Below are 26955 nucleotides of genomic sequence, written 5' to 3' on the forward strand. Positions count from 1 at the left end.
TTTCACAGAGTTTATCAGAGGAAATCAGAGGTTACCAGAGCAAAAGTTTTTCAAAAAATACCCGGATAACCTCTGATTTCCTCTGATAAACTCTGTGAAATAACTCTTCCTTAACTAATCTTGATTCGACGCCCGGTTTCGGCGGCCTGGTAGGTGGCGGTGATAATTTTCATATCCTGAATACCTTCTTCGCCCGTGATGTGTTTCGGCAGCTGTTTGCCGTCGATCAAATCCTTGCAAATACCGTCCATGTGCATTGCCTGATGGTTCACCACCGGTTTGTCGATCGGGCCTTTGCTCGTCATGCCTTTCAGCGGGCCGTAGCCAAACGCGGGGCGCAGCTCGAACCAGCCGTTTTCGGCCGACGCATACAACCGCTCGACGCCCGCAGCGTAGCTCGTGGTCGACGTAGAGGTGATCCCGTTCGGAAATTCGAACTGCCAGTACATTCCCTCTTCCACGTCCTTGAATTTCTGCGGATCGGTTTTGGGAGCGAACTGCGCCGTTACCGAAAGCGGTTCCAGGCCCGTTACCAGCCGAACGCCCTGAATGGCGTAAATGCCCACGTCCATCATCGGACCACCGCCCGCCATGGCTTTTTTGAGCCGCCACTGGGTGGGGTCACCGGCTTTGAATCCGTCGCTGGCTTCCAGAAACTTCAGATTACCGAATACTTTTTCCCGGCCTAACCGCATCATTTCCTGCGTGAAGGGCTCATAATGAAGCCGGTAGCCAATCGCGAGCTGGCGGTTTGCCTTCTTGCAGGCATCGATCATCTCCTGACAATCCTTCACCGTGGTTGCCATCGGTTTTTCGCAGATAACGTGCTTCCCGGCTTTAGCCGCCCGAATGACGTATTCCGCGTGCATCGAATTCGGCAGAACGACATACACGATATCAATGTCTTTGTTGTCGATGATGCGGTCAAACGTTTTGTAGTCATACACGTTCGCTTTCGGAATGTTGTACTTGGCCATCCATTCGTCGGCCTTGGCGGGGGTTCCGGTTACGATACCGGCCAGCCGGACATGCTGCGTCTGCTGCAGGGCCGGAGCCAGTTGATTCTTGGCATACCCGCCTAAACCAACCAGCGCCATGCCCAGTTTACGACCCTGTTGCAGCGGTTCGCCCAGCTGCGAAACCAGGGAATTGATGTGGGCAAACTGGTCCTGCTGAGCCAGATTGGCGGCATAACTGGCGAAAGGCGAAGCTAGCGCCGATGCGCCAATGCCCTTTGAAAGTTTTTGTAAAAAATCACGACGATTGGAGTTCATCATAGAGAAGATAGAAATGAGACAAGGGAGTAAAGACTAAAAAAGTCATAAGTTGTACGTCTCTACTCTCTTGTCCAATCTCTCTTGTCTGAATACCTACTCCGCCCTGATCGAAATCCGGATGTCGGTGTTGCGCCCTTTGTCGTCGGCGCAGGAAATTTTCAGCGGACCGGCTTGCGGACTGAAGAAAACGCCCTCCGTCGGGGCAGCTTTCCGGTAAAGTTTATCGTTCAGATACCAATACACCTGCTTCACTTCATTGTCGGCCTGACAGCTCAACTGCAACTGCTGCGGCTGGTGTGGGTTGATAAAATACTCGCTGCCGTCATTCGGACTCACAATTTGCGGCCCCTGTTGCGCAAACACCCGCGTGCAGGCCGGGTTGTGGGGCGGTATTTTCGGGTACGGAATCCGGCGGCTGTCGTAAAAGGCAATCAGCTCCGGTGCCAGGTTCGGGTAAAACCGCTGAACGGCATTCCCGGATTCCGGACCGGTTGCTTCGGGTAAACAATGCGCACAGTACGACAGCGTGCCGGTTGGGTTGGTCCACACGGCTTTCTGGTGCTGGCAACGGTGGTAGGGTGAAACGCCCGGGATGGCGTAATCGACCAGTTTGTGCGCGCAGAATTCACCCGGCACGTCGCCCGTTTCCGAACAGACCTGCCGCATCGACAGGCTTTTCGGCATCCGAAACCAGCCGCTGGTCGAGTTGTAATCGATCGAATTGAAAATACTGAAGAGCAACGGCGTGGCAATGTTGGCGCCACTCAGCTCCGGAACGCCTTCGCCCGAAAAATTGCCGACCCAAACGCCCACCGTATACCGCTTGTTGTAGCCGATGCTCCACGCATCCCGCCGACCGTAGGACGTGCCGGTTTTCCAGGCAATGCGCGGCAAATGGTAGCTGTTGTCGAAATTGTTCGGCAAATCGGGGCGGGTAATTTGGGTGAGCGTATTCGTAATGAGAAAGGCGGCTTCTTCGGAAATAAGACGGCTTTTTTTTGCCGGGCGGTCCTCCTGATCGGGGGCAACAAAGGCAAAATGACCGACTTGCCCGCCATTGGCAAAAGCCGCAAAGAGCCTCGTCAGTTCTTCGAGCGTGACGCCACAACCGCCCAGAATAACCGACAAACCCAGCCCTTTCGACTGTTTTTTGATGGTTTCAAAACCGGCCTTTTTCAGATAACCCAGAAACGTCGGCGTGCTGACTTGCTGCAAGGTCTTCACCGCCGGAACGTTCAGCGAATTGGCCAGCGCCGATTCTACCGTGATCGGGCCGTAGAATTGCCGGTCGTAATTCTCGGGTTCGTAGCCGGAAAAGCTCGTCGGCACATCATTCAGAACGGTTTTGGGCGTCATCAGACCTTTGTCGAAAGCCACGGCATACAGCAGCGGTTTCAAGGTGCTGCCCGGCGACCGCACCGCCCGAACGCCATCCACCTGCCCGCCGTCGTAGCCGTTCAAAAAATCGGCTGAACCCACGTACGCTTCCACCGCCATCGTCTGGTTATTGATCACCAGAACCGCTGCGTTGTGAATGTTCATAGCCCGCACCCGACCCACGTAACTGGCCACCAGTTGCTCGGCCTGAGCCTGCCGGTTGGGGCGCAGCAGCGTGTGAATAACCGGCTGATTGGGGTGGCTTTTCTTCAACCGCAACGACAGATGCGGGGCCAGTTTCGGCAGGGCCCGGCGATGGGCGTCCAACGGTTCGGCCAAGGCGTCGGTAATGGCTTCGGAGGTAAACAGACCGGTTTTTCGGAAGCGGTTTAGCCAGCGGTTTCGCTCCTGAACGATCAACGGATTGGTCAGGCCGAGCCGCAAGGTCGAGGGCCGGTTTGGAATGATCGTCAGCGTCGTAATTTCGGCCAGACTCAGCAACTGGGGCGGTTTTCCGAAATACAACATCGACGCCGATTTGATGCCTTCCACGTTCCCGCCGTACGGAATCAGGTTCAGATACAGTTGCAGAATCTCGTCTTTGGAATAAAACAGTTCCAGTTGCATGGCCCGGAACAGCTCGATAAGTTTGCTGGCATACGTCCGGTTTCGGGGTTCCAAAAGCCGGACAACCTGCATCGTAATCGTCGAAGCGCCCGAGGTCCGGCGGCCCGTTGTCAGGTTGCGAACGGCCGCCCACGCCATCGCCACGGGGTTAAAACCGGGGTGGTAATAAAAGTATTTATCCTCCTTGTGCAGAATCGTTTTGCGCAACACCGGCGTGATTTCGTCCAGTTCTGTAGCCAGCCGCCACTTGTCGTCGTCACTCAGAAAGGCGTGGAGAATGGTTCCGTCGGCGGCCGTAATGACGGTCGAATACCGCGGACGGACCTTTAACGGGACAGCCAGATTCAACCCCAGGAACAGCAGCACGAAGGCAATCAGGGCTTTCACCCCGCGCCGTTTCCAGAGTTTTTTGGTGATATGAAGTAATTTTTCCAATATGCAATGCCTTAGCCCGGCACCGTAAAAATTAGTTGTATAAAATAGCCCGTTGTTTAGCAGTCAATCCCGGCAATGAAATGCGTTCACCGTTCTTGTTTCGCAGGTGCGGTTTCGCTCTTTCATTCTTCCACTCTTTCACCCATACTTTCCGATGAAAATTCAGTTTTTTGGTGCCGCCCGCACCGTTACCGGCAGTAAACACCTGATTACCACCCAACGCGGTACGCGCATTCTGCTCGACTGCGGTTTGTTTCAGGGCATCAACACCGATGATCTGAATCAGGATTTCCGGTTTAAAGCCTCCGAAGTCGATTATCTCATCCTGTCGCACGCCCACATCGACCATTGCGGGCTGATACCGCGTTTGGTTCGTCAGGGGTTTACTGGGCCAATTTACTGCACACCCGCCACCGCCGACCTCTGCCAGCTGATGCTGCTCGACAGCGCGCACATTCAGGAAAAAGACCTGGAACGCATCAACAAACGGCGACAGAAACAGAACCGGGGCCTGCTCGAAATTCTGTATGAAGCCGCCGACGTGGAACGCGCCCTCGAGCTCCTGAAACCTATCGATTACGGCCAAACGTTCTGGATCAACCGCGATGAAGTCAGCGTGGTATTGACCGATACCGCCCATTTGCTCGGCAGCGCGGCCATTAGCCTGACGGTCCACGAAACCGGCCCAACCGGCGAACCGGTTGAAAAACGCGTCTTTTTCAGTGGCGACATTGGCCGACCGCACGACAAGATACTCAAAATGCCGGAGGCATTCCCGCAGGCCGATTACATTCTTTGCGAATCGACCTACGGCGACAAGCTCCACGAGCCGGAAACGGATATGCGCGCCCATTTGCTGCGAATTGTGCACGAAACCTGCGTGGTTCGCGCGGGAAAACTCATTATTCCGGCTTTCGCCGTCGACCGGACGCAGGAACTGGTGTATGCGCTCGACCAACTCGCCAACAGCGGAGAATTGCCGCGGTTACCGGTCTACATCGACAGTCCGATGGCCGTGAAAGCGACGCACCTGATGAAAGCGCACGAGGAATGTTTCAACCCCGAAATTCTGGCGTACATCGAAAAAGACGGCGATGCGTTTGCCTTCCCGAACCTGCATTACGTGTCGGATGTGGAAGAATCGAAAGCCATCAACACCCGTGACGAACCCTGCATCATCATTTCGTCGTCGGGCATGGCCGAAGCCGGGCGCATCAAGCACCACATCAAAAACAACGTCGAAGATTCGCGCTGCACGATTCTGATTGTGGGCTATTGCGGCCCGGAAACGCTGGGCGGGGCCTTGAAACGGGGCGATTCGCAGGTGAAGATCTTCGGCGAAACCTTTCAGGTAAAGGCCGACGTGGAGGTGATGGATTCGTTCAGTGCCCACGGCGATTACCAGGAGATGCTCGACTTCCTGTCGTGCCAGAATGCGGGGCAGGTGAAGCAGGTGTTTCTGGTCCACGGCGAATACGACCGGCAGGTGGTTTTCCGGCAGAAGCTCCAGAGCGCCGGTTTTCAGAATGTCTACATTCCGTCGTTGTATGAGTCGGTGGAGCTATAGGTGGTGGGCAAAACCGGGTGATAAAGCCGTCTGAAACCTAAAAAATGCCGAAACCGTAAAAAAATCTACGGAAGTAGCTTGCATAAAAAAGCAAAACCCTGCATCTTTGCAATCCCAATTCCTGGGGACTGTATGCCGAAGTGGTGAAACTGGTAGACACGCACGTTTCAGGGGCGTGTGAACGTAAGTTCATGCGAGTTCGAGTCTCGCCTTCGGCACAGCATTAGACCCGTAATCGAAAGATTACGGGTTTTTTGTTTTTACCCGTGTATAGATTGATGTACGGAATCAGGTTTATATTTAAGCCTTACTCATTTAAAAATACCTGTCTAGGTATAATCATCAATTTTAATTCTTGCCTGATCTTTTGTCTAATTTTTGAAAAAGTACTATTACCCTTACCAATTGTGCTACTATAATTTGTGGCCTCAACTATTTTGCCTTCATACCATATTCTAAAAACTGAGTGAGAATACTTGCAGGCCAGTGGGTCATGTACTAGGATCATTTCTACTTTGTCCTCTGTGTCGGTGTAGTGTTTTTTGCATCTAATTGTCTAATAATTAATGTACAAACGTCATAATTGTCAGAGGTTCTATTTTCTTCAATATTGATTAGTACATCTTTCTCATATGAAAAAACATTTTCGTCCAAATCTTCTACAGTATCTAAGTTTGTTTTACACGCCGACACGAAATAAAATGAATAAAAGGTGCTGCTAACTCTCCTATCATTCCTGATTTGGGCGGTGGGAATATTGAACTCCTCGTAAACAAAACGGGGGTTGTAGCTGGTTTACACTAGACACTGTTTCTGTTGTAGCGTGATTTTTATAACAGGTTCACTTAAAACGTTTGAAACCATCTCACCATGACGATTTCCACCCCATTTTTGCGTCTGTTACTGGGTTGTTCACTAGTCGGACTTTTGGCCTGCTCAAGGAATCCGGTTACCGGTAAGCGGGAGCTTTCCTTAATGTCAACGGAGCAGGAGCTAGCCATTGGCAAAGAATCACACCCAGCGGTTGTTTCCTCCATGGGCTTGTACGATGATAAAAAACTAACTGATTTTATCAACCAGAAAGGGAAAGCAATGGCCAAAATATCGCATCGGCCAGACCTGCCCTATCAATTCTATATTGTTGATTCTCCGGTGGTAAACGCCTTTGCAGTGCCGGGCGGATATGTCTATTTCACACGAGGGATTATGGCCCATTTTAATAACGAGGCCGAGTTTGCCGGGGTGTTGGGCCACGAGATTGGTCACATTACCGCCCGCCATTCCGCCCGCCAGCAAACGAGCCAGATGCTGGGTACGCTCGGGATGATTGGCGGAGCAATTCTGGTACCACAACTCGGTCAGAACCTGGAAGCACTTCAGCAGGGCCTGGGCCTTTTCATGCTTAAATACAGCCGTGATCACGAGTCAGAATCAGATAAAATTGGCGTTGAGTATTCGAGTAAAATTGGCTATGATGCCCATCAGATGGCCAACTTTTTCGGAACCATTAAGCGTATTTCCGACAATTCAGGCCAGGCAGTCCCCGATTTTCTGTCGACCCACCCCGATCCCGCCAATCGGAATACTAAAGTGAACCAGATGGCCACAGCTTATCAGACCCAGAACAAATCCAACTATCTGGTCGAGCGCGATCGATACCTCAGGATGATCGACGGGATTCTGTATGGTGAAGATCCTCGTCAGGGATTTGTCGAAAATGAAGTATTTTACCATCCGGAACTGCGTTTCCAGTTCCCGGTACCTAAAGGATGGCAGTACCAGAATTCACCGGCTCAATTTCAAATGATGGCAAAAGATGGGAAGTCGGCCATGATCCTGATGTTGGCCAAAGGCAGTTCGCTCGATGAAGCCTCGCAGGCGCTGGTGCAAGAATTAAACCTGAAGGTGATCGAAAGCAAACGAACAACCATTCACGGTAATCAGGCTTACGTGCTCATTTCACAGCAACAAACGCAACAACAGCCCGGACAGGCGCAGCAACAACAAGACCCCAAAACAGCGCTTCAGATCGGCACCTGGCTTATTGAATACAACAAAGCCATTTATGCGTTGCATGGCCTGTCTACTGCGGGAGATTTTGAAAGTGCATACCGCTCATTCCGCCCGGTGGCCGAAAACTTTCGGACGCTCACGGATCAGGAAAAAATCAACCGGAAGCCTGAACGCGTACTGGTTCGGGCGGTTCCACGTGATGGTACTTTTCGTGAGACGATGGGTGCACTGGGTATGCCAGCGAGCCGCCTGGAGGAATTGGGTGTAGTCAACAGTATGCGGCCCGATGACAAAGTAAAAAAAGGGTCTTTACTCAAAATTATTAGTCGATGAACAAGTACCGCTATTTGTCCATCAGATGATTTGAGCCTTATGACCTACCCACCGTTAATGAATCAACTGCCAAACCTTTTTTAATTTTCTCTTGACCCTGATTCAACCGGGACTTATAGTCAGCTAGGGCGGCAATCTGCTGATCAGAAAGCTTGGCTTTTCGGGAGGCATTTCAAATCTCAGAAAGGGATCTTTCTCGAGCAGTTCGTCATGGAGCGCCAGGGTAACCATGCGTTTGATTCGTCCGAAATAGTAATGCTGGGTGGATGACGAGACCGGAATACTACTCAGGTGCTGTTTGAAACGGTTGAGCAGATCCAGGTTGAGTATCTTTTCTTTGACATGGCTGTGCGGGGCATACACCAAAGGGGTTATTCCGTACACCAAAGATAACCGGTGTACGGAATAGCTTCATTTATTTTAATTGCACTTAATCGAAGCTAATTTTTGCATGCAATAAAAATGATTATTCTGATTAAATTAAACCACTTTTTGGACATTTTTTAGGACCTGAGCAGATTGTGGAAATTAAGCCTATTCGAGTCTCCGGCACTATACAGCAGCCTGTAAGTCACGTACTTACAGGCTGTCTTGTTTTAGGGGCTTTGTGAATGCAAAAACCGCCCGCCAACCCCACAAATCAACGGGCGGTTTTCCTTACAACGTCTTCAGATCAATCACAAACCGGTAGCGAACGTCGCCTTTCAGCATCCGGTCGTAGGCGGATTGGATGTCTTTGATCGAAATCAGTTCGATGTCCGAAACAATGTTATGCTCGGCGCAGAAATCCAGCATTTCCTGGGTTTCGGGAATACCGCCGATGCCCGAACCGGCAATGCTTTTGCGGCCACCAATCAGGCTGAAGCCCATAATTTCGGCCGGTGTCGGGGGCGCACCCACGCAGATGTGAACACCATTGGTCTTCAGCAGCGACAGATACAGGTTGTAATCGTGCGGGGCCGAAACCGTGTCGATGATGAAATCGAACGAACCCTTTACCGCTTTGACCTGCGCCGGATCGCTGGTTAATACAAACTTGTGGGCACCCAGCCGTCGGGCATCCGCTTCTTTAGCGGGCGACGTACTGAGCATGGTCACTTCGGACCCAAACGCCACGGCAAATTTGACGGCCATGTGGCCCAAACCGCCCAGTCCCAGCACGGCGACCTTGTGTCCCTGACCCACTTTCCAGTGCCGCAGGGGCGAGTAGGTCGTAATACCGGCGCACAGCAGCGGAGCCACAGCGGCCAAATCCAGCGATTCGGGAACGTGCAGCACGAAATCCTCGTGTACCACAATCACGTTGGAATACCCGCCGTACGTGGGCGTTACGCCGTCCTGTTCCCGGCCGTTGTAGGTCTGCGAATTCCCGACCAGGCAATATTGCTCCAGCCCTTCCCGGCAATTCTCGCACTGGCGGCACGAATCGACCATACAACCGACGCCGGCCAGATCGCCCGCCTTGAATTTGGTGACCTCGGAGCCGACCTTCGTCACGCGTCCCACAATTTCGTGGCCCGGCACCATCGGAAAAATCGACCCGCCCCATTCGTTGCGAATCTGGTGCAAATCCGAGTGGCAGACGCCACAGTAGAGAATGTCGAACTGAACATCGTGCGGTTTAACCTCCCGCCGTTCGAATTGAAACGGGGCCAGCGGTGTGTGGGCATCCTGAGCCGCGTATCCTTTTGCTGCAATCATAAGTTGATGAATAATAAAGTTTGGTTCCTGAATAAGCTGCGCTCTGGACGCTTCTACTTCTTCTTCATCGAATGAACAAAGCGTCGGATTTTTCGATTTATTATTTCGCCTATTTCTATTCAGAATGTACGTCTGATAATTTTGATTACACTGACAAAATAGCCCTAAATCCCCTTTAGGAGATTTAGGGGCGATAATCGTTGATCTGCAACGGCGGAAGCAGATTTTGACTTTCCCGGTTTGACTGGTATCTTTCAGGAGAAATCTTCACCGATTTTCAGCCTACGATCCTAAACCACCCTTTATCATGAGTACTTCCCGTCGAGACGTTCTGAAAATGACCGGCGTGGCATTGGCCAGCAGCGTTTTGCCCACCATTACCATTTTACACCCCCAGCGTTCGTTTGCCGGTACCAACAGCGACACCCTCAAAGTGGGCCTGATCGGCTGCGGGGGTCGGGGTTCCGGAGCGGCCGCTCAGGCGCTGAAAGCCGACCCCAACGTGGTACTGCACGCCGTTGGTGATATTTTTAAAGACCGCCTGGATGACTCGCTGGCGAATCTGACGAAAATCCACGGCGACAAAGTCAAAGTCGATGAAGAACATAAATTCGTGGGATTCGACGCCTACAAAAAAGTGCTGGAGTCCGGGGTCGATGTGGTCATTCTGGCGACGCCACCCCATTTTCGGCCCGAACACCTGATGGCAACCGTGCAGGCTGGCAAGCATGTTTTCTGCGAAAAACCGATGGCGGTCGATGCGCCCGGCGTCCGCAAGGTGCTGGAAGCGGCTAAAATTGCCAAAGAAAAGAAAATTTCGCTCCTGTCGGGCTTCTGCTGGCGGTTTCATGAACCCAAGCGGGCAACGTTTGCCAAAATTCTGGACGGTGCCATTGGTGACGTGATGACCGTTTACAACACCTACAATACCGGCACCGTATGGTCATTTCCGCGCAAACCGGGCTGGACCGATGCCGAATACGTTTTCCGGAACTGGTATTATTACACCTGGCTGTCGGGCGACCACCTGGTTGAACAGGCCATTCACAGCGTCGACATGATGTCGTGGGCCTATGGTGACAAACGGCCCATCTCCGTGGCCGGAACCGGGGGCCGGCAGGTCCGGACCGAACCGATTTACGGCAATATTTACGACCACTTTGCCCTCACCTACGAATACGAGGACGGCGCCAAAGGGTTCCATTTCAGTCGTCAGCAAGTCAACTGCGAAGGCAGCTATATGTGCGAAGCGTTGGGAACGAAAGGCCGGGCGGTGGCCAACGTGTCGCGGAATGTGCACGAAATTACCGGGCGGAAAAAGTGGAAATATTCGGGGGTCGCCAACGACATGTACCAGACGGAACACGACGAACTGTTTGCCGCCATTCGGAAAGGAGAGCCCATCAACCAGGGCGAATACATGGCCAACAGTACCCTCCTGGGCATCATGGGGCGCATGGCTGCGTATACCGGACGACGGATCACCTGGGATGAAGCCATGAACTCCACCGAAAAACTGGGCCCGGATACGTATAGTTTCGACATGACTCCGCCCATTGTGGAAGTAGCAAGACCCGGTATTACCTCCTTTTCCTGATCACCATGCACCGTAGAGAATTTCTGAAAAACGGCTCGCTGGCCGCCGTGGGCGGTTTTGCAGCTATTGAATCCATTCCCACCGTTAAGACACCGGTTTCCGCTCCGTTCGTGAATCCCGTCGCCAACCCGGCCCCTCAAACGCCGATGGTGAAGAAAAGCCTGAAATGGGGCATGGTGAAAGAAGACCTGTCGATCCTCGATAAATTCAAGCTGCTGAAAGACCTGGGGTTCGACGGCGTGGAACTGGACACGCCCAATGACCTCGACATGAAAGAGGTACTGGACGCCCGCGATAAAACCGGTCTGGAATTACCGGGAACCGTCAACTCGGCCCACTGGAAATCGCCCCTGTCGGACCCGGACCCGAAAACCCGGGAAGTGTGCGTGAAAGCGATGGAGAAATCGCTGCGGGACACGAAGCAATACGGCGGCACAACGGTTTTGCTGGTGCCGGGCGTGGTGAAAGCCGATATTAGTTACGAAGATGCGTACAAGCGTTCGCGCGAGGAAATAAAAAAACTGCTGCCGATGGCCGAAAAAACCGGCGTCAAGATTGCCTTCGAAAACGTCTGGAACGGTTTTCTGATCAGTCCGCTGGAAGCCGCCCGGTTTGTCGATGACTTTAAACATCCACTGGTGGGTTGGTATTTCGACGTGGGCAACATCCTGCGCTATGGCTGGCCGACGCACTGGATCGAAACCCTCGGCAAGCGGATTCTGAAACTGGACGTCAAAGAGTTCAGCCTGAAAAAGCAGCAGGACGAAGGGTTGTGGAAAGGCTTCGACGTTGAATTTCTGGAGGGCGATTGCAACTGGCCGGAGGTGAACAAAGCCCTCGTCAAAATCGGTTATTCCGGCTGGGCATCGGCGGAAGTAAACGGCGGAGACCGAAACCGCCTGCTAACCATCCGGGAGAAAATGGACGCTATTTTTAAGGCGTAAGTTTACTTAAAACCGCTCCTTTTGAACTATAAAAACGCCCGTCAGCCGGTATCCGGATTGGCGGGCGTTTTAGATTTCCAAAGCGATTATATCGAACGGAATGCCGTTCTCTTTGGTGCCAAAGGTCTACTTCTTTTCCGCGAATGAATCAGCACTAACCCGGATTTTTCGATCCGGCATTTCTGCCACTTCCATCAGCAAGGTTACTTTTCCACCTTTGCCTTCAACGGTCACGGTTGCGTGCATTTGCCCACCGGCGGGCTCACTAATGAGCGCTTTTAACACGGTTTTTCCTTCTTTATAGGGTTCGCTCCAGGCGCAGGTGGCCGACTCAATCGGGCCCGTCATTTTTTGATCGACATTGCCCGGTATAATCACAATCCCCGATTTGCCGATTTCAACGGTGCATTGTCTCATCTACCGTTCGTTCTACGGCCCCCGTGGCATTGAGATACTCCGTCTTTGTAGTAGTTAGCTTAACCTCTTTGTCGCATTGTCCAAAAGCCAGTGAAGCGCTGATAATCAGCAGTGTAAAAAGAATAAGCGTTTTCATAGTAGTTGTTGGTTTAGCGTGAAAAAGTCAAAGATAGGAGTCCTCTTCATCACTATGCAAAACCCAGTACCTTATATTACAACATATTGGACGAGAGGTAAAATGAGTAGATAAATGGAGGGAAGACACGTTCACGTTTCATCAAACGGCTATCGGTTTTATACCGCTAATCTTACTAAAACCACGCTAAATGCCTGTATAAGAGGACAATGCGGCTGCCCCCCCTTTGTCTTGAAAAAGGCCAACTATTTTTTGTAACTTTCCTATTTGTTAGTTTTCGGTATGCCATACTCCTGCAAAACTAGTTTCAAATTTTGATCACTTTTAAAACGCCAGCGACTCAGGAAAGTGAGCATATCCTTTTTCGAAAATTGTATATTTTTCTGAAAAACACGGCCACTTTAGTACTTATTTTAGCATAACTAAATATTTTTAAAAACTTACTACTGAATCCCTGTCTCTTCTTAAATCATTCTAAATAAGTATAAGTATTTCCATCTCTCTAATTATATAATCTTTCCAATAACAGCTAACAGTTACTTTTAACCTACTGTTTATCAGTGTATTTTAGTAGTATTAGACACTCACCAAATTTAAGTAGAGATTAATTTCGTTCCTTAATCCAGTCTTCAATAGTGCCTGGTTTACTAATACAAATGAACAAATTATCTCTTTTTTAAACGTAAAATTAAAAGTCATGAGAGCGATTAAAAATCTGTCTGCTGAAGAAATGAATGAACTGCGTTATATCATCAGTTCGACTGAAAACAGTATACTCAAACGCCGTTGTCAGTGCATTCTCTATAGTTTTCTGGGAATGCAGGTAAATGAACTTACCGAAATGTTTGATGTCGACCGTCGCAGCATTTATAACTGGATGAATCGCTGGAATAAAGGCGGGATTAAAGCTTTGATAGACAAACCGGGTCGCGGACTGAAACCGAAATTAAGTCTGTCGCGCCGGGATGATGTAGAGCAGGTGAAGCAGGGCTTTCTGATGTATCCTGGCAACTATTACCGGGTTCTGGAACACGTCAACAATCAGATTTCCAAGCCGGTCAGTCACGACACCTTGCGTCGCTTTGTAAAAAAATTACTCGTAACCGGCGTTTAGATACCCGGCTTTATACCGATCTGTTAATTAAACAATAATCTATCGAAACATTCTGTACCTACCTGTAAGTTGACGAAAAGCCCTGCAGCAGACCTAGCGGGTCATGCAGGGCTTATTCCGTTTATTTTTTCTTCATAGCCTTATCCCGAACCGCTTTAAACTCCGAGCCGGTTTTCCAGCCGGGCCATGTCGATTCGTTGCTCAGGCGGTAGCCGACTGCAAACAATAGATTCATGTCTTCGATAATTCCTGACAAATCCCACGAGGCCGAATACTCGTCCGACGGAGCGTGGTAGCGGTTTAGATTGTGTTCTTCCAGTTGCGCTTTTCCCCAGGCTTCGCCGTTTTTGACGGAGTTTACACCGGTTTTGAGGTACAGGGCCGGAACGCCTACTTTCGCAAAATTGAAGTGATCGGACCGGAAATAGCTTCCCGCCGACGGATTGAAATCGCCCCGGATAGCCCTTCCCTGTTTGGCGGCCGCAGCCTCCGCGTAGTCCTCCAGATCGGATTGCCCTCTGCCAACCAGGACGACATCTTTCGTTCGGCCCACCGGAATGAACGCGTCCATGTTGATGTTGGCAACGGTTTTGTCCAACGGAAAAACCGGGTGCGTCGCGTAGTATTCCGATCCCAGCAAACCCTGCTCCTCCGCCGTCACGGCCAGAAACAGAATGGAGCGCGACGGCTTCTTTTTCAATTTGGCAAACGTCTCGGCCAGTTCCAGCAAGGCCGCCGTGCCGGATGCATTGTCGGACGCGCCGTTGTAGATCGAATCGCCTTTGATGGCTTCCCCCTTGCCCAAATGATCCCAGTGCGAGGTATAAATGATGTATTCGTTCTTACGGTCAGTTCCCGGGAGCAACGCCAGCACATTCTGCGAGGTCGATTTCGTAATTTTGTTATTGATCACCAGCGACGTAGTAACCCCTAGTTTAACCGGCTTGAAGCCCCGAATGCCCGCTTCCCGGAACAACTCCGGCGACACGCCCGCGAGCTTGAAAAGACTTTTAGCCGCATCCAGCGTAATCCAGCCTTCTACGGGTACCCGCGATTTGTTGTTGTCGGCGGCTTGCAGATACAATTTTGATTTCGAGAAGCTGCTGCGAATGACCGACCAGCCGTAACTGGCGGCTTTGGATTCGTGAACGATCAAAACGCCAGCGGCTCCCTGCCGGGCGGCCTCCTCGTATTTGTAGGTCCAGCGCCCGTAGTAAGTCATGGTATTTCCCTTGAACAAGGTGCTATCGACCAGCCCCGGATCGTTCACCATCACCACGACGGTTTTGCCTTTCACGTCCAGGCCCGCATAATCGTTCCAGTTGTATTCGGGTGCCACAATGCCGTAGCCCGCAAACACCAGTTCCGAATCGGTGATTTTTACCTGATTCTCCACCTGGGGTGTCGTTGCCACATAATCCGTCAGATTCGTGAGTGAAACCGTGCCGTTTTTGCCTTTCAGAATCAACGGGCCCGCCGGGGTTGAGGCAATGTTCACCATCGGAACATCCTGAAAATAACTTTTCCCGTTGCCGGGTTGCAAACCGGCTTTCTGAAACTCGGTTTTCAGGTAAGCGACGGTTTTCTTCTCACCATCCGTAAACGGTTTCCGCCCTTCGAACGCATCCGAAGCCAGAATTTGAATGTGTCTGACAAACGCTTTTCCGGTAATTGCCATACTGTCGGCGGTTGCGAAAGCGTAATTTGTAGCCAATAAAAACAGGAGAAGGAGTCGCATCGTCTGTACCTACGGACTTTAGGCCGTGTTTTCCGGGTTAGATAAAGTGGTTGCCCGGCAAAATTTAACAAAAAACACGGATTAAAGTCCCATAGGTGCATTAGAATTCATTTTCCGTCGGTGTCTCGTCGCGTTCCCGCTCCTGATCGCGGTCTTTTTCCCGAACCACCTGCCGACTCAGCCGGTAGCTAAATCCGATGAATCCGATCCGGCTTTCGCGTTTGTTGCGACTGGTGGAAACAAAGTTGGGGCCAAAACTCTCGTTCCGGAACTGGAGCGTATTGAAGATGTCACTCACGCGCAGGCTAACCGTGCCCCGGCCTTTCAACACGTTTTGTTTCACACCAACATCGACATTGAAAAACCCTTTAATGGTTCCCTGCGCCACGATGAACGGCGACCGGTAATTAAGGGCAACCTGCATATCGGTTCCCTTTTTCGGGTTCATATTCGACGTTACCCGGGCGGTCCAGCTGCGGTTAGTTCGGGTTAAAACGCCCGGAATGTCGGCACTTGCCTGAATATTGCGCTGAAAAAACGAGAAATTACCGTTCACTTTCCACCATTTCGTTAATTCCTGAGTCAAAACCAGTTCCAGTCCATAATTCTGCGAACGGTTCAGGTTCAGGGACGTTTGTTCCGTAATACCGTCGGGACGCAGTGTCCGGTAATTGGTGATTTCGTTGTTGGTCTGGCGGAAAAAGAGCGAAGACGTCAGTGTGGTATTTTTACCGTACAGCAAGTGGCTCAATTCAAACGAATTGATCAGTTCGGGCCTCAGATTCGGATTCCCAAACCGAATGTTCAGCGGATCCGACAAATCGATGAATGGGTTTAGCGACCAGGTCGAAGGCCGGTTGATTCTCCGGCTGTAATTGATTTGCATTTTCTGGGATTCACTGGCATTATAATTCAGGAAAACGCTGGGAAACAGATAAATATAATCGCGCTGACTTTGCACATTGGTAGTCCGCTGGTCGGTGGTGATGTTGGTATATTCGGTCCGCAAACCGACCTGGTAACTGACCTTGCGAATTTCATTCCCGAAATTGACGTAAGCGGCACTAGTTCGCTCGTCATAAATAAAGTTGTTGCTGATGGCGGTATTTACGGTCCAGGTTTCGTTCAGCAAGTTCTCAAACGTGTAGTTCGAAGCCAGTCGCCGGTAGGTGTGTTTCAGTCCGGTTTCGAGTTTTCTCTTTCCTTTCATCGGTTCTACAAAATCCAGTTGCAACACGGCCACCCGGTTTTCGCGACCGTTATCAGCGCGCTGCTGGCCAATCAGAAAATTGGGCGTCAGCAAATTCTCGGGCAAAGTCGTCGTGTTGCTGAAATTCTGGTATTCCGTACTCGTGTTATTCGACATCGTGGCGTCGAACGAAAGCTCACGACCCTGTTTATCGAACGTCCGGCGGTAGCCAAACGCATAATCCAATCCCCGCTCCGGTTCGGTTTCTTCCGTTGTGCGAACGGTTTGTCCCAGCGAAAGCCGGTTGGCATTCAGCGTGTTGAAGTTTTCCACTTCCGAATCGCGGCTGTATTGCGGACGATATAGAACCGAAGCCGTAATGTTGTCGCGGGGCGATACGGCATAGTCAAATCCAAAGCGGAGGTTGTTATTTACACTCCGCCGAATGGCGTCGTTGCGCTGCGCCAGAAAGCTGGTCGAGTCTTCGAAAAAGTTCTGGCGTTCCGAAATGCGGTACTGAAACCGCCGGTTGGCCCGAAAATTATAACTGCTGAAGAGATTGAGTTTCTTAAACCGCGAGTTCAGGTTGATCGACGCGTTGTACTTATCCCGCGTTCCGACGTTTACCTGAACGTTGCCATTAAAACCGGGTCCCCGTTCTTTTTTCAGAATAATATTGATAATCCCGGCGGCTCCATCGGCGTCGAAACGCGACGACGGATTAGTGATCATTTCGATCCGTTCGATGCTGCTGGCCGGAATCTGATCGAGAACCGCCTGCCGGTCGAGGCCGGTCAATCCCGACGGTTTTCCATCGACCAGCACAATGACGTTGCTGCTGCCCCGCAAACTCAGCGTACCATCCACATCCACCGTTACCGAAGGCACGTTTTGCAAAATATCGATGGCCGAACCACCCTGCGCGATGGGCAACTGATCGACGTTCACAATTTTGCGGTCGAGGGAATATTCATACGCCTGCTTTTGCCCCTGCACCGTCACTTCCTGAAGTTGCTTGGCGGTTTCCGTCATCAAAATATTGCCCAGATCGACAATCGGTTTATCCATACTGATTACAATTCGTGGCAGCCGTTTGGCCGCAAAGCCCAGGCTTTGAATCAGGAGATAATAGGCATCCGGCGCGAGATTGAGGATTTGAAAAAAGCCTTTTTCATCCGTCAGCGCGCCCGTCACCGAACTCGAATCCCGCGAGCGAAACAAACCGATGCTGGCAAATTCGACGGGCTGGTTTTTGCCGCCTTGCGGAGCCACCAGTTTCCCGCTGATTTTTCCGGACCCAACCACCGGCTCCGATCCGCCGGTATTGGCCCGACGGCCAGCCGGTGTTCCGGTAACCCCGGCTGGCGTCGGTGTTGGCATACTCGGAGTGGGAACAGCCGGTTGAGCAACGGATTGCGGTGATGCGGTCTGCACCGTATCGAGCCGGTCGGCGGTATTGTATTGGGTCGTGTCCGGGCGCGTCGGGGCCGCGGGCTTTGTCGTATCCGGTTCCAGGCCAATAGCCTGTACCATGGAATTGGAAACGGGCGCAGGCTGTTGCGCATAGCTGGTTCCGAACACAAGGCCGCTAGCGCAAATCATCAAAATACGAACCGAAAAAGTCTTCATACCGCGTGAGTAATAAATTGTATCTTTTTAATAAATCCTGCTTATAGCGCTAATTTTTCTTGCACGACCATTTCACCGGATACACCAGTTGGAACGGTTTCCTAGGAAGATTTTGAAGAGGAAGTCCCGGAATCAATCCAAAACAAATCGAATTGTCCGTGTATTTATAAGTAGATGGGGCTATAAACAAAAAAGCCTGTCAGCCTAAGGCCGACAGGCTTGTATTTATATAACAGGATGTTAGACCAAATTGTTTTCGGCTAAATATTCTGCAATCTGAACGGCATTGGTGGCTGCGCCTTTCCGCAGGTTGTCCGCAACGATCCAGAGATTGAGCGTATTTTCCTGGCTTTCGTCGCGACGAATCCGGCCAACAAATACTTCGTCTTTTCCATGCGCCGTCAACGGCATCGGGTAGATCGCATTTTTGGGGTCGTCCTGGATAATAACGCCTTCCGATTCTTCCAGGATTTTAACGACATCGCTTACTTCAAAGTCGTTTTCAAATTCAATATTCACGGCTTCAGAATGGCCACCAATCGTCGGAATCCGTACGGTGGTCGCGGTCACCTGAATCGTGTCGTCACCCATGATTTTCTTGGTTTCGTTCACCATCTTCATCTCCTCTTTCGTGTAACCGTTGTCCAGAAAAACGTCGATGTGCGGCAATACATTGAGGTCGATGGGGTGCGGATAGACTTTCGGATTCGAATAATCGCCCGAACGTTCGGCATACAACTGATCGACGGCGGCTTTACCGGTTCCGGTAACCGATTGGTAGGTCGACACGACGACGCGTTTCACGCCATAGCGCTTGTGCAGCGGATTCAGCACCACCACCATCTGGATGGTCGAGCAGTTGGGGTTGGCAATAATTTTGTCTTCCGGCGTGAGCGTGTGGGCGTTGATTTCCGGAACCACCAGTTTTTTGGTCGGGTCCATCCGCCAGGCTGATGAATTATCGACAACCGTAATACCGGCTTCAGCAAATTGGGGAGCCAGTTTGAGCGACGTGCCCCCGCCGGCCGAAAAAATCGCAATAGCCGGTTTTGCCGCGATGGCATCCTCAAAGCTCACGATCGTAACCTGTTTACCCTTGAACGTAATCTGTTTACCCACCGAGCGTTCTGACGCGACAGGAATCAGTTCCGTTACCGGGAAGTTACGCTCTTCGAGCACTTTCAGGATTTCGCCACCGACGAGGCCGGTTGCACCTACTACTGCAATTTTCATTTTTGTACCAACTAGTTAAGTGAAACAATTCTTAAAAATTGGGTGCAAAAATACAGAGAAATGCTGAGAGAACGGGGAAAGCGTCAAAAAAAACTGGATCAATCGCTCAGTGTCAAAACCGCGCCACCAAACCAGCCCCGGCGTGGGTGGAATCCCAATGCGGTTCGAGACGAATGGAAACGTCTTTTGACCGGAGTGATTTGTTATAATACTGAATGGAACGGCGAAAATGCAAACCCGGCATGCGGAGTAGCGAACCGATCAGGAAGACGCTCAGACCGGTCGTCATGGTCACAACACCGCCTTTCCGGACTTCTTTTTTTGTCTCCGTGGTCGGATTTCCGTAGTAGACCATTCCGTTGCCGTACCAGGCGCCGTTGTAATAGGTGGCTCCTTTGGGAATACCGCTTTGGCTTTGTGTTTCTTTTGGACTGGCCGTGATGATCATGCCCACTAACGACGTAACACCACCGACGACCATCAGGCTGGTGCCAAAATCGCGCCCACTCTTAAACTGCCGGTATTCAGCGATGGCGTTCGGATCGCCGGAAGCCAGAATATACTGGCCTAAATCCGTCGGTCGGCGGACTTCAATGCCGTCGTATACATACTGTGAGGAATAATGGGGCTGGTAGCCATACCGGGTGTAAACGGGTACGGAATAAGTAGCCGTTTCAATGGGTTTTAAGGTTTCGGTCTGGGCCCATACTCCCACGGGCCACGCCAGCAATAAAAAGTACAGCGTTTTCATCGTCGAGATTTTTTTGAAATCTACGGAAAAACGCTGCTTATATGATTAAAGTTTGATTATAATTTTAGCAGAATGGTTTTAATTATACCGTGAAATGCTATTGGTACAATTGCGCTTCCGTTATTCCGTTGTCTTCCGTTGTCGCTCGCGTGTCGCGAGTGATTTGTATTCAAAGGGCCTCCGGCCCGAGGAAGGTTTTCAAGCCGATAAGTATCGTTTCGGAAAGCAAATGGACGGGCCGGAGGCTCTTTGGATAGAAATTACTCGCGACACGCGAGCGACAACGGAGCGGTCCCACGGTTAAAACCGTGGGCTGGATTACAATCACTACCAGATTACGCCTTTTTACCAGAAATTCGTGTACAAAACCGCCAGAATCGTCAGGATGATCGCCGAACCGGCGATGAACGACGGTGTTACCTTGAACATCTTCTGATCGATTTCCAGGCCTTTTTCGTTGTGGTGACTGGCGGGGTCCGTCAGCGTAACCACCACCATGAGGGCTACGTCGAGGCAAAAAACCCACATGGTGCGGTGTAGAAATGGAATATCAGCGGCCTCAACTCCAAACAAACCCATAACCTCCGCCCAGAATTTGAGCAGCACCGACAGCGGAATGCTTAGAATGGCTGCAGTCAAGGCCGCTCGGGTTGTGGTCCGTTTCCAGAAGAAGCCCAGCAGGAAAATGGCAAATACCCCCGGCGAAACGAAGTTGGTATATTCCTGAATGTATTGATACACCTGATCGAACGACCGCAGCATGGGCGCAATGATAATCGCAATAATGAACGCGACCACCACCGCATACCGGCCCACCCGCACCAGCTTTTGTTCTGACGCGTCTTTGTCGAAGAATTTCTTGTAAATATCGAGCGTAAAAATCGTCGAGATACTGTTGCATTTCCCCGCCAGCGACGCCACCACGGCGGCCGTCAAAGCGGCAAAAGCCAGTCCTTTCATGCCCGTCGGCAGCAGATTCATCAAAACCGGATAGGCGTTATCGGGCCGAACGGCGCCGTTGCTGCCCGTCATGGCTTCCTGAAATGTGCCGTTCTGGTACAAGACGTAAGCGGCAATACCGGGAATGACCACAATCAGCGGAATCAGCAGTTTCAGAAAAGCCGCGAAGAGAATCCCGCTGCGGGCGGTTTTCAGGTCGGCACCCAGCGCCCGCTGGACAATGTACTGATTACAACCCCAGTACGACAGATTATTCACCCACATACCGCCCGTGACCAAAGCCATACCGGGCAATACGCTATAATGCGGATGTCCCTCGGGAAAATACATGTGGAAGTGCGAATCAGCGTGCGTACGGAGCGACAGCAAACCGTTCCAGACACCCGGAACGCCTACTTTATCCGCCACCAGTTGCAACGCCAGATAGGTGACGACCAATCCCCCGGTGATCAGGACAACCACCTGAATTACATCCGTATAGCCGATGACTTTCATGCCGCCCAGCGTAATAAAAATGGCAAAAAGAGCCAGCCCAATGGTGCAGGTGGTAAACGAAATTCCGGCCAGCGACTCGATGGCAATGGCCCCCAGATACAGAATTGACGTCAGATTGACCAGCACGTAGACGACCAGCCAGAAAATGGCCAGAATCGTACTTACCGTGTCGTTATACCGCTGCGCCAGAAACTGCGGCATGGTGTAAATGCGATTTTTCAGGTAAATCGGAATGAAATAAACCGCCACGACGATCAATACGGCAGCCGCAAACCACTCGTACGATGAAATGGCCAGCCCCATCGCGAAGCCCGATCCGGCCATACCGATAAAATGCTCGGCGGAGATATTGGACGCAATCAGCGAAGCGCCAATGGCCCACCACGTCAGCGAGCCTTCGGCCAGAAAAAAATCTTTGGTGTTGGTTTCAGCTGATTTTCGACGGCGGTAAATCCAGTAGCCGTAGCCGGACACGATAATAAAGTAAAGCAGGAACACCGCGTAATCGGCGGGTTGAAGGTGGTTCATTCCGAACAGGGTTATGCTTAAAGAACGGCAAAATAGAACTATTTCGATTCGTATTCAAGGCCACATTATTGCACATACAAGAATATAACAAAATAATCGTAGCTTGGCAGCTGTAAATTGCAGCTGTGCGCAGTTTTCGACCCGTATCCATGCCAACAAAAACAGGAACCGTGAAAGGTTCCTGTTTTCCATGAAATGAAACAAGTACGGCTTATTGAGGAGACGTTCCGGTAGTGGCCGGTTCAGCCACCGGTTCAAATTCCACTTCGCACGGAAAGCCAAACAGGCAATTGTCCTTGATAATCTTGGCAACACCTTCGGGAACCATCGTTTCCCACCCTTCTTCTCCGGCTTTTACCATTTGCAACACACGATCTGTCGAAATATGCAGGTTTTCTTCGTTGTAATCGGTAATGTCCTCAATTTTGTCGTTCGCGATGAGATACTGATACAACGGCTGCAAATTAGGCGGCAACTGAAAATCCTGACACCGGTAAATTACGCCGTCGGAAAGTAGCGTCGGATAGACGAACAGCTTGACTTTCCGGCTGAACAGCGTGGCAAATGACTCCAGAATACCGCCCGGCAGGTTTTTGTAATGCTGTTCTTCAAAAATATATTCCAGATTTGGAATGCCCAGAATCAGGCCGATTTTCAGGCGGGTCAAACGCGACAAATACGCCACCAGGCGATAATATTCCAGAAAGCTCGAAATCATTACCGTTTGCCCGAGCGAACACAAAATATCGACCCGGTCGAGGAAGTCTTTTTCATCGATGCCGTGATCGACGTTGGCCGCCAGATTATGAAGGGTTAATTCAGCGACCGTAACCACGCGGCTCGGGTCAATTTCCGGTTCTTCCAGAAACTGTTTCAGGCCATTGCTCAGCATGTCGAGGTGAACGTTCGTCACGGGCCGCAATCGCCCGCGCAACAGCACAATATGGCGCTTATAGAGCGCTTCCGAAGGTTGCAAAACCTTGCCATCCGGGCCAAATAAGGCCGCATTGGTGAAACCGTTCCGAACCAGATACAAACTCATCAGCCGGTTATCGACACTCGCAAAATCCGGTCCGTCGAACCGAATCATGTCAATTTCAATCCGCTCCGGCGACAAATCGTCCATGAGCGACAACAGCAACGTTTCCGGCGATTTGTAGTAGTAATAACAGCCATAAATCAGGTTGACGCCGATGACGCCCAGCGCCTGTTGCTGCAACACGTTTTCGTTGTCGAGCATCCGGACGTGAATAATGACGTCGTTATACGGAGCTTTCGGTTCGAGTTGAAACCGTAATCCAATCCAGCCGTGCGACTCATTGGTTTTCTGGTAATTAAGCGCAACGACGGTATTGGCAAAAGCAAAAAACGTGGTTGTCTCTCCGCGTTGTTCGGCCAGCCGTTTTTCCATCAGGCTGTATTCTTTGCTGAGCATTTTGATCAGCCGCGATTCGACCACGTAACGGCCACTTTCTTCGTGGCCATAAATCGCATCGCTGAAGGTCATATCGTAGGCCGACATCGTTTTGGCAATGGTGCCCGATGCCCCTCCGGCTTTAAAAAACATGGCTGCCGTCTCCTGTCCGGCCCCTATTTCGGCAAAAGAGCCGTAAATCCGTCGGTCGAGGTTTATTCGCAGCCCTTTTTGTTTGGTTCCAATGGTTTTATCGTACATAGGTTGGCGAGTATACTGGTTCAGATGCGACGGCCAGGTAACTTTTGGTTTAAATTTACAAATATCATTCCGAATATCGCCTATCAGATGCCCACTTCCGCAACACTCTCTGCCCATCTTTTTGTTTATGGAACGCTGCTCAGTGCGTCAAAACACCCAATGGCCCATACTCTGCGTCAGAATTCCCGGCTCATTGGCCCGGGTTTCTTTCCCGGATTAGTATACGATCTTGGCACGTACCCCGGTGCCGTCTACGACCCCAGTTCGGGCTCCCACGTGCATGGCGAAATCTATTCCGTCCCGGAAACCCTGCTGCCAACCCTCGACGAATACGAAGGTGATGAATACGTCCGGACCATTGTGCCGGTAGAAACCGCTACCGGTTTTATCGACTGCCTCGTTTATCTTTTCAATCAGCCAACCGATTCCTTTCCGCCCATCGCATCGGGGCGGTATTTTGACTAGCCCGGAAAAGCAAAAAACCGCCCTTTCCTGACGGTTTTTTGCTTTTATACGATCAATTACCAGCCCAAACCGTCAGAAATTCAACGCTTTTCGCTCGATGAACATGTTGCTGCCACCAGCCCGGCGTTCAACGGTTGATCCGATGGCGGGCAATTTCGCTCCCTGTTCTGCCGAAATACGGGCCGTTACGCTTCCGGTAATTTGCGACAAAGCCGTGTTCAGATAAAGCTCATCGATGTCGCCCAGTTGCTTGACGGCAAGCGGTTCAGTTTTCGCAATGGTTGGGGTAAAGCCCGTCGAATAATCCGACTGATTCAGGGCGTTGAACGATTTGAAGACAATCGGTTGCATTCCCCACTTGATTTTGCCCGTTTCATCCGAGATCGTAATCGAACCGACATTCTTGCCATAGGTGGTTTCCCCAATGGTAATGACCGGCATGAACGGTTTTAAGCCATTAATAATCAGCTCGCTGGCCGATGCCGTTCCTTCGGTGGTCAGAATGAACACCCGCGACAGATTCCCGCCGATGTTTTGCGATTTGGTCTGGAAACGCGTGATCAAATCGTCAGTCTGGTTCTCCTTCGCAATTTCGGCCATGACGTCTTTGTTGTATTCCATCCGGTAATACGTTTTGGTATTGTCGACGCCTTTGGCAATCATGCTCGCCAGCTTGACCGACGACGACACATAACCACCCGGATTATAGCGCAAATCAAGCACTAACTCGTTGACACCCCGTGCTTTGAACTTGCTGAAAACCTGCTCCAGTTTCTGATCATAAATTGGCGTTGCACTGCCGTTGGGGCCGGGAATGAATTGATTATAGACCAGATAGCCAACCGTTTTCCCGCCAATTGCGTAGATCGAATCCAGAAATACCGGGTTTTGCTGAACAACTTCGGCAGTAACCGTTTTTACAACGTCGGTATCCACGATTTTGCCGTTTTCGAGTTTCGCGAGTCCATAGTTGAACGTGGTAGGATCGTAGGCTAACGAAGCGTAATTGCCGGTGGTCAGTTTCTGCCCGTTGATGGACGTAATAATATCACCCCGTTTCAGGCCCGCTTTTGCCGCCGGTGAACCGGGTAACGCATACAACACCTTGATAATGACATCCGTCGAACCCTGCGCCCGCAGAAAATACTGCACTTCTAGACCGGTAGTTTTTTCTTCACCGCTCAGCGACGACTTCAGTTCATCGGCGCTTGGCTGAATCCACGAAAACCGGTCACGCTCGGGGTTTGCTTTGTTGGTGTAATCGTAAAGCAGCGAATAAAAAAATGATTCAGGATCCTGCGTCGTATCCAGATTAGCCGGTATTTTATCATTCCAGTAATACACCTCCCGCATGTTTTCCAGAATCCAGTTGTTCACCGATTGGTCCGCCTTGGAAGGCGTACTGCCAACGGGCGACTGAGGAGTAACTTCCGGGTCTTTCGTACAGGCGGTCATCCAAAAACCAACGCCCACCACCACCATCCAGGCACACTGCCGTAAGTTCAAAGAAAGTTTCATTAAGTTGTCTGTTGAGATTGTCAAAAACACTAGTCTAACGCACGTTCTGTTACTATATTTTAAACGTCACGCTTATCCTGTTTGTTCAATAGACTAATCCTATTAATTGTATTTTAATCAGTACTTAACCTGATCCAATCTTACCCACTTAGGGCGCACGTTGATGAGTCTGATTAGGCTCCAAAGCCACTGTAAATCCCCAGGAAGAGGTTTTTAACAGCAGGGCTGTACTACATAAAGGGTTTTACAGGTGATACGGGGGCGGCAAGTGAAAGGCTGGCTCTATAACATTATGTAGTTTTGACTCATCTATCCACCAGGTAAAACGTCCGTTTCCTCCAAACAAAACGCCCTCCGGATTCTGGCAGAAAGCAACGTGCTTCTGCAAAAACCCGGAGGGCGCGGCCAGTCATCAATACCTGCTTACTTTCCTTTCTTAGCGGAGTCGCTCCCCCAGCTCACTTTAAATTTCCCGTCCGTGATGGTTATTTCGCCACTGGTTTCGGTGCGTTTGGTATTGTCATGATCGTGCGGACCCGACTTGGTCAACATACCGCCACCGGCGGCCGTGATGGCTTTATCTTCCAGATTTTGCCGGATTCCGAAACCGGAAAGGGTCGCCATCGCCCGTTTTTTATAATTCACTTCTTTCAGGGTTGCTTCAAACGTTCCTTCGATGCTGTTGTCGGTTACGCTGGTGATCGTCACCGTACCTTTCCACGACTCCCCATCGTGAAAAGCATGGCCCAGACCTTTGGATTCTTCCGTATAATCGACCAAAGCCCACACCACGTTGCCGTTTGAATCTTTGTATTTCTTTTCCATCTCCTTATCATTTTCGGCAATGATTGGATACGTACCCGGTTTTAGCTGATCGACGTACAGAAAGCGAATCCAGGTCTGGACATCCGGGCTCACGTTCATGCCGGCAATGGCCAGGTATTTGACACCGGTAAAGGGCAGATTAAGCCGCTGGGCTTTGGCTTGCCACTCTTTCCCGTTAATTTTGGCGGAAACCACATTTTCCGGCGCTTGTCCGTACGTCAGTACGCTCCAGCCGAAGGTTACGATAAGGGCGAAAATCTTTTTCATAAGTGATTCTATCAGTTGTTGTTAGCAGTAATTCAGAACAAACATACGCGAAACGGCACCAATCCGGTTACCATTCACGAAAAGCCGTTCACAAAAATAGAGTACCTTACCGCCCCTGGTTTGTAGAACCATTCTGTATTGCAT

General features: G+C 50.8%; 19 protein-coding genes and 1 tRNA gene. 7 read left to right on the plus strand and 13 right to left on the minus strand.

Features of this window, described 5'->3' with window-relative positions:
- Positions 1–110: 110 nt before the first annotated feature.
- Together EHT87_RS27205 and pbpC are read right to left on the minus strand one after the other, a co-directional pair.
- Positions 111–1277 (minus strand): Gfo/Idh/MocA family protein, encoded by a 1167-nt coding sequence (locus EHT87_RS27205; RefSeq protein WP_124909931.1) that lies wholly within the window; start codon positions 1275–1277, stop codon positions 111–113.
- Between the two features lie 93 nt (positions 1278–1370).
- On the minus strand, positions 1371–3716 hold the full coding sequence (gene pbpC / locus EHT87_RS27210; RefSeq protein ID WP_229321390.1) for a penicillin-binding protein 1C: 2346 nt from the start codon (positions 3714–3716) through the stop codon (positions 1371–1373).
- Between the two features lie 154 nt (positions 3717–3870).
- Between pbpC and EHT87_RS27215 the strand changes: the two genes are divergently transcribed.
- The 3 genes from EHT87_RS27215 to EHT87_RS27225 all read left to right on the plus strand — a co-directional run bounded on the left by EHT87_RS27215 (position 3871) and on the right by EHT87_RS27225 (position 7629).
- On the plus strand, positions 3871–5283 hold the full coding sequence (locus EHT87_RS27215; protein ID WP_124909933.1) for an MBL fold metallo-hydrolase RNA specificity domain-containing protein: 1413 nt from the start codon (positions 3871–3873) through the stop codon (positions 5281–5283).
- A gap of 134 nt (positions 5284–5417) precedes the next feature.
- Positions 5418–5501 (plus strand) — tRNA-Leu (locus EHT87_RS27220).
- Between the two features lie 652 nt (positions 5502–6153).
- Positions 6154–7629 (plus strand): M48 family metalloprotease, encoded by a 1476-nt coding sequence (locus EHT87_RS27225; RefSeq protein WP_124909934.1) that lies wholly within the window; start codon positions 6154–6156, stop codon positions 7627–7629.
- A gap of 123 nt (positions 7630–7752) precedes the next feature.
- Here the strand turns inward: EHT87_RS27225 and EHT87_RS31890 are convergent, their stop codons facing one another.
- Entirely contained in the window at positions 7753–8013 is a 261-nt protein-coding gene (locus tag EHT87_RS31890) for a phage integrase SAM-like domain-containing protein (protein ID WP_185716362.1), read from the minus strand.
- Between the two features lie 273 nt (positions 8014–8286).
- Complete coding sequence (locus EHT87_RS27230) at positions 8287–9330, minus strand: NAD(P)-dependent alcohol dehydrogenase (RefSeq protein ID WP_124909935.1); 1044 nt, start codon at positions 9328–9330, stop codon at positions 8287–8289.
- Positions 9331–9637: 307 nt separating this feature from the next.
- Between EHT87_RS27230 and EHT87_RS27235 the strand changes: the two genes are divergently transcribed.
- Positions 9638–10927 (plus strand): Gfo/Idh/MocA family protein, encoded by a 1290-nt coding sequence (locus tag EHT87_RS27235; protein ID WP_229321392.1) that lies wholly within the window; start codon positions 9638–9640, stop codon positions 10925–10927.
- Between the two features lie 5 nt (positions 10928–10932).
- The gene (locus EHT87_RS27240) at positions 10933–11871 is read left to right on the plus strand and encodes a sugar phosphate isomerase/epimerase family protein (protein WP_124909936.1); all 939 of its coding nucleotides are present in this window, start codon (positions 10933–10935) and stop codon (positions 11869–11871) included.
- A gap of 126 nt (positions 11872–11997) precedes the next feature.
- Here EHT87_RS27240 and EHT87_RS27245 read toward each other — a convergent pair whose 3' ends face one another.
- A complete protein-coding gene (locus EHT87_RS27245) occupies positions 11998–12288 on the minus strand; it encodes a hypothetical protein (RefSeq protein ID WP_124909937.1) in 291 nt (96 codons plus the stop codon).
- Between the two features lie 833 nt (positions 12289–13121).
- On the opposite strand from EHT87_RS27245, the gene EHT87_RS27250 reads away from it, so the two are divergent.
- On the plus strand, positions 13122–13538 hold the full coding sequence (locus EHT87_RS27250) for a helix-turn-helix domain-containing protein (protein ID WP_124909938.1): 417 nt from the start codon (positions 13122–13124) through the stop codon (positions 13536–13538).
- A gap of 121 nt (positions 13539–13659) precedes the next feature.
- Here the strand turns inward: EHT87_RS27250 and EHT87_RS27255 are convergent, their stop codons facing one another.
- The 6 genes from EHT87_RS27255 to EHT87_RS27280 all read right to left on the minus strand — a co-directional run bounded on the left by EHT87_RS27255 (position 13660) and on the right by EHT87_RS27280 (position 23736).
- Positions 13660–15216, minus strand: coding sequence for a M28 family metallopeptidase (locus tag EHT87_RS27255; protein ID WP_229321394.1), 1557 nt, complete (start codon positions 15214–15216; stop codon positions 13660–13662).
- Positions 15217–15376: 160 nt separating this feature from the next.
- On the minus strand, positions 15377–18094 hold the full coding sequence (locus tag EHT87_RS27260) for a TonB-dependent receptor (protein ID WP_124909940.1): 2718 nt from the start codon (positions 18092–18094) through the stop codon (positions 15377–15379).
- A 240-nt stretch (positions 18095–18334) separates the two neighbouring features.
- Positions 18335–19327 (minus strand): aspartate-semialdehyde dehydrogenase, encoded by a 993-nt coding sequence (locus EHT87_RS27265; RefSeq protein WP_124909941.1) that lies wholly within the window; start codon positions 19325–19327, stop codon positions 18335–18337.
- Positions 19328–19439: 112 nt separating this feature from the next.
- Positions 19440–20078: a hypothetical protein gene (locus tag EHT87_RS27270; RefSeq protein WP_124909942.1), complete on the minus strand. Its 639-nt coding sequence runs from the start codon at positions 20076–20078 to the stop codon at positions 19440–19442.
- 345 nt (positions 20079–20423) lie between these two features.
- Positions 20424–22061 carry a sodium/sugar symporter gene (locus tag EHT87_RS27275; protein ID WP_124909943.1) on the minus strand — a complete coding sequence of 546 codons (1638 nt, stop codon included), beginning with the start codon at positions 22059–22061 and terminating at the stop codon, positions 20424–20426.
- A 211-nt stretch (positions 22062–22272) separates the two neighbouring features.
- Complete coding sequence (locus EHT87_RS27280) at positions 22273–23736, minus strand: TonB-dependent receptor (RefSeq protein WP_124909944.1); 1464 nt, start codon at positions 23734–23736, stop codon at positions 22273–22275.
- An 87-nt stretch (positions 23737–23823) separates the two neighbouring features.
- Between EHT87_RS27280 and EHT87_RS27285 the strand changes: the two genes are divergently transcribed.
- A complete protein-coding gene (locus EHT87_RS27285; protein ID WP_124909945.1) occupies positions 23824–24201 on the plus strand; it encodes a gamma-glutamylcyclotransferase family protein in 378 nt (125 codons plus the stop codon).
- 72 nt (positions 24202–24273) lie between these two features.
- On the opposite strand, the gene EHT87_RS27290 is transcribed toward EHT87_RS27285, so the two are convergent.
- Both EHT87_RS27290 and EHT87_RS27295 read right to left on the minus strand, forming a co-directional pair.
- On the minus strand, positions 24274–25719 hold the full coding sequence (locus tag EHT87_RS27290) for a S41 family peptidase (RefSeq protein ID WP_124909946.1): 1446 nt from the start codon (positions 25717–25719) through the stop codon (positions 24274–24276).
- Between the two features lie 423 nt (positions 25720–26142).
- Positions 26143–26811 (minus strand): hypothetical protein, encoded by a 669-nt coding sequence (locus tag EHT87_RS27295; protein WP_124909947.1) that lies wholly within the window; start codon positions 26809–26811, stop codon positions 26143–26145.
- Positions 26812–26955 lie beyond the last annotated feature (144 nt).

This window comes from Larkinella knui (assembly GCF_003858645.1).
Classification (GTDB): domain Bacteria; phylum Bacteroidota; class Bacteroidia; order Cytophagales; family Spirosomataceae; genus Larkinella; species Larkinella knui.